4 protein-coding genes and 1 pseudogene are annotated in these 4,018 nt (G+C 58.2%); 4 read left to right on the forward strand and 1 reads right to left on the reverse strand.

Going from position 1 to position 4,018, the window contains the following annotated elements; genetic code table 11:
• The 4 genes from WBQ77_RS05160 to WBQ77_RS05175 all read left to right on the forward strand — a co-directional run.
• Positions 1–290, forward strand: a 290-nt coding sequence (locus WBQ77_RS05160) for a DUF3604 domain-containing protein (protein WP_424059224.1), incomplete at its 5' end; no start/stop codon positions are given.
• Positions 291–319: 29 nt separating this feature from the next.
• On the forward strand, positions 320–1,369 hold the full coding sequence (locus WBQ77_RS05165; protein WP_424059226.1) for an HAD family hydrolase: 1,050 nt from the start codon (positions 320–322) through the stop codon (positions 1,367–1,369).
• A gap of 17 nt (positions 1,370–1,386) precedes the next feature.
• Positions 1,387–1,779, forward strand: a complete 393-nt coding sequence (locus WBQ77_RS05170; RefSeq protein ID WP_424059228.1) for a hypothetical protein — start codon at positions 1,387–1,389, stop codon at positions 1,777–1,779.
• 117 nt (positions 1,780–1,896) lie between these two features.
• Positions 1,897–3,120 (forward strand): patatin-like phospholipase family protein, encoded by a 1,224-nt coding sequence (locus WBQ77_RS05175; RefSeq protein WP_424059230.1) that lies wholly within the window; start codon positions 1,897–1,899, stop codon positions 3,118–3,120.
• A 365-nt stretch (positions 3,121–3,485) separates the two neighbouring features.
• On the opposite strand, the pseudogene WBQ77_RS05180 reads toward WBQ77_RS05175, so the two are convergent.
• Positions 3,486–3,683, reverse strand: a pseudogene (locus tag WBQ77_RS05180) (CsbD family protein); the annotation flags it as partial.
• Positions 3,684–4,018 lie beyond the last annotated feature (335 nt).

Raw genomic sequence — 4,018 nt, forward strand, 5'->3', positions numbered from 1 at the left:
AGATCGACCCGCTAACGGGTAAACTACCGCCGGTCGGAAATACGGTGGACGTGAGCACAGCCAAGTTCACGAACGATATTGGCGCCCCTGTCTTGCTGGGCGCCTGGACTGATGAGGACTTCGATCCTCAAGATCATGCTTTCTATTATGCGCGCGCCATAGAGATTCCGACGCCACGTTGGTCCACCTATGACGCCGTCCGCTCAAATAGACCGCTCTTGGACGATATTCCCGCGACGATCCAAGAACGGGCTTGGGGCTCGCCGATCTGGTATGCTCCGGCCCAGTGAGCGATGCGAGGCAGAACGGGCATTTGACCATGTTTTGCAGAAAAGCGTTTGCGGCACTGTTCATCATCCTTTTGGTGACCGTGCCCGCCCGTGCCGATGACGAGGCCGACCCGCTGCCGTCCTGGAACGACGGCGGGGTCAAAACGGCGATCCTCGACTATGTCGCGCGGGTGACGACCGAGGGTAGCCCGGACTTTGTGCCCAAGCCGGACCGCATCGCCACCTTCGACAATGACGGGACACTTTGGGTCGAGATGCCCCTTTATACGCAGTTCGTCTTCGTCGTCGACCGGGTGAAGGCGGTCTCGAACCAGCACCCGGACTGGAAGTTGAAGGAGCCGTTCAAGTCCGTGCTCGACGGCAATACGAAGAAGCTTCTGTCCTATGGCGAGAAGGGGGTCATGGCGCTTCTAACGGCGACCCATAGCGGCATGACCACGGTGGAGTTCAACGATATCGTGTCAGCGTGGCTCAAGACGGCGAAGCATTCGCGCTATGACCGCCTATACACCGACCTCACCTATGCGCCGATGATCGAGTTGCTCGAGTACTTGCGCGCCAAGGGCTTCACAACCTTCGTCGTCTCGGGCGGCGGCACCGCCTTCATGCGCGCCTACACGGAACAGTGTTACGGGGTTCCGCCGTGGCAGGTCGTCGGGTCGTCGGGAGAGACGGAGTTTCGCTATTGGGACTCAAGCCCAACTCTGGTGAAGCTACCGGACCTTCTGTTCTTCGATGATGGGCCGGGCAAGGCCGAAGGCATCAACCACTATATCGGGCGGCAGCCGATCTTCGCCTTCGGGAACTCCATCGGCGACAAGGAAATGCTGGAGTGGACGGGGAACTGCAAAAGCCTTTGCTTCATGGGGCTGGTGCATCATGACGATGCGAAGCGCGAGTACGCCTACGGTCCCAACTCGGACGTGGGCCGCTTTCCGATTGAGCTTATGGAGCACGCTCTGGCCAATGGCTGGAATGTCGTCAGCATGAAGGAGGATTGGGCGCAAATCTTCGCGTGGGGGAAGCCGGAATCTACGGTGCAACCCGAGCCAGCATCCGAGACTGAACTGAACCGTTGAGCGGGATCGACAAAGCGATGATACTTTGGCTGGTATTGGTATCGGGCTGGATTGAAGTTCTCTTCGGCGTTTCGGCCATTCTCGCTCCCTCGCTGGTCGTGGCCGGCGTCGGCGGGTCTGATTTGGGCGGGCCAGCCATGGCGCTGGTGCGCCTTCTGGGCGTGGCGACCTTTGGCATTGGCGTCGGCGCGCTGCTCGGGCGGAACTGGTCGCGTGCAATAGATGGTCAAACCACGGCCTATGGTCTTGGTTCTTACGCGGCGATCTCGCTGGCGCTCTACAACATCCTTGCTGCACCCACGCTTCTGCTTGGCGCCCTCGAAACGGGTAGCAGCGGCTTGTGGGCCGGCGCCGTGCTACACTCGGTTGTGGCGCTTCTCTTCGTTTATGCGTTTCTCAGCCGCCGTTGACGAACGTTCCCCGCCTTTAGGATAGGAACTATCCTCTAGAAAAGCCTGGACTATGTGAGTTACGTTGTTGCCAGGTAAGGGAAAATCGCGCGTGTCTGCGATGCCCCTGGGGGGAATGTGTTGGAGAAGCTTGGTATCGAGTTTGCAGCCCGCGTCTTTGCGCGAGGTCTAGCGCTTCTGACGGTCGGGGTATTGCTTGCGGGCTGTGGCACAGTCGGCGCGCGCCAGGCAGTTCCGCTTGGGCTTGAGAACAGCGCGCAGGTGTCCGGCATGCAGGCCGAGACGATCCGTTTCTGGGGCGATGAGCTTCCTCCCAATACAGCCTCCTATCGTGCGAAGCGCGCGGCCCAGCTGACCCGTAGCCGTTCAGACTTCCGGGGCGGCGGGCGCCGGCCCGTGACCCACTCTTTGGCGCTGTCAGGCGGCGGTCCTCTTGGCGCTTTTGGTGCTGGCGTCTTGTCGGGATGGACGGCAGCTGGTACTCGGCCCAAATTCGATGTGGTAACGGGCGTTTCTGCTGGCGCGTTGAGCGCCCCGTTCGCGTTTCTCGGGCCGAAATACGATCACGCGCTCCGCCATGTCTTCACCGAGTCCCATACGAATAACATCGCGGTTCTGACGCCTCTTAAGGGTCTCCTCGGCGGGACTTCCATGTCTAGCAATGCGCCGCTGGCCAAACTGATCGCCCATTATGTAACGCCAGGGTTTCTCGCCGAAGTCGCGGCTGAACATCGCAAGGGTCGCCGGCTGTTGATCGGAACAACTAATCTAGATGCCCAGCGCCCCGTGATTTGGGATATGGGAGAAATCGCGACGAGTGGCCGTCCGGGCTCCGTTGAACTCTTCCGCAACGTGCTCTTGGCGTCCGCCGCCATTCCGGCGGCCTTTCCTCCAAGCTTCATCAAAGTGACGGCCGACGGATACAGCTTCGAAGAGATGCATGTGGATGGCGGTACGACCCGCTCAGTCTTCCTTGCGCCCACCCAGCTGACCCTGTCTGCCACAGACTCGGCACTTGGGGTTAAACCCATAAGGCGCTTTTACGTTATCGTGAACGGCTACGTGTCCCCGCAATACGACGACGTGAAGTCGCGCACCCTGGATATTGCGGGCCGGGCCGTCTCGACTCTCCTAAAGAACCAGGGGGTTGGCGACCTCTATCGCCTCTACGCGTTCTGTAAACGCAACGGAATCGACTATAATCTGGCGTACATTCCTGGTGACGTTCAGGATACGAGTACCGCACCCTTCGACCCGGTCTTCATGACGAAGCTCTTCGACGTGGGGTACCGGATGGCCCGGCAGGGCTATCCCTGGCAGAAAGAGCCACCCGGACTTTAGAGACATCGTCCAGCTATCAACAATGTCTGCTATGATCAGAGCAGTCTTTAAGCTGTGTGATCACGAGGACCAGTTTAAGTGCCGAAGCCGCGCTCACCGTTCTAAGCATCGGGAGCATCGAGCCACAAGCGGACTTTGTCTCCTGATGGCTAGCGTCTGGTAAGCATACCAATCAGAAATCCCAAACCCAATGCAATGGCGACAACAAAGAGTGGATTCCGTTTAAACGCTTCCTCAGCATCATTGAGGGCTTCTTCTGCTGCTGAGCGGGCGCGAGGAAACTGCTCCTCAGCAATGCGCTCGACTGTTGAAGACAAAGTCTCGATCCCTGAGCGAAGCGACGCAATTTGCTCTTCAAGGCTAGTCTCTAATGAGCGGGTCCAGTCTTCGATTTCATTTCGAGCTCTTTCCTTCGCGTATCCGTACCGCTCTTGAATCATGCCCTCGAGCTGATCGCGCCGACCAGAAATTGCGGTGAGGTCGTCGTCGGTGAGTTTACCCCATCGCTCCTTAACCCTGCCCTTTATCTGTTTCCAGTTTCCTTCAACCCGCGTCCAATCCATGCGAACCTCCTCTGTTGTCAAACTTCACGCTTAAAGTGCATCAGACCTTGTGATCCTCGCCGGCGCGCAGCCTGGTAAGGAAAGACGTGGGCTTGATCGCCGTCAAAGACAATACCGCACGCTCGTGAATATCGTGATCCTAAACAGCGCTGGGTTACAGAAAATGATTACCCTAGAGGACTGCGTGGCTCTTTGTGGTCTCACCGAAGAAGAGGTGCTTGCCATCTCCGAGCACGAGCATATACCCGAAATTGCGGCGACCGCGCTTGCCCAATATCTAACGTATCAAGATCATGGCGAGGAGAAGATCCGTGACATGATTGTCGACGATATCC

The organism is Methyloceanibacter sp. (assembly GCF_049590335.1).
Taxonomy (GTDB): Bacteria; Pseudomonadota; Alphaproteobacteria; order Rhizobiales; family Methyloligellaceae; genus Methyloceanibacter.

What these genes read in the sequence shown, in the direction of transcription:
- WBQ77_RS05165 (WP_424059226.1), top strand. Translation starts at nt 320, where the DNA reads ATGTTTTGCAGAAAAGCGTTTGCGGCACTGTTCATCATCCTTTTGGTG.
- WBQ77_RS05170 (WP_424059228.1), top strand. Translation starts at nt 1,387, where the DNA reads ATGATACTTTGGCTGGTATTGGTATCGGGCTGGATTGAAGTTCTCTTC.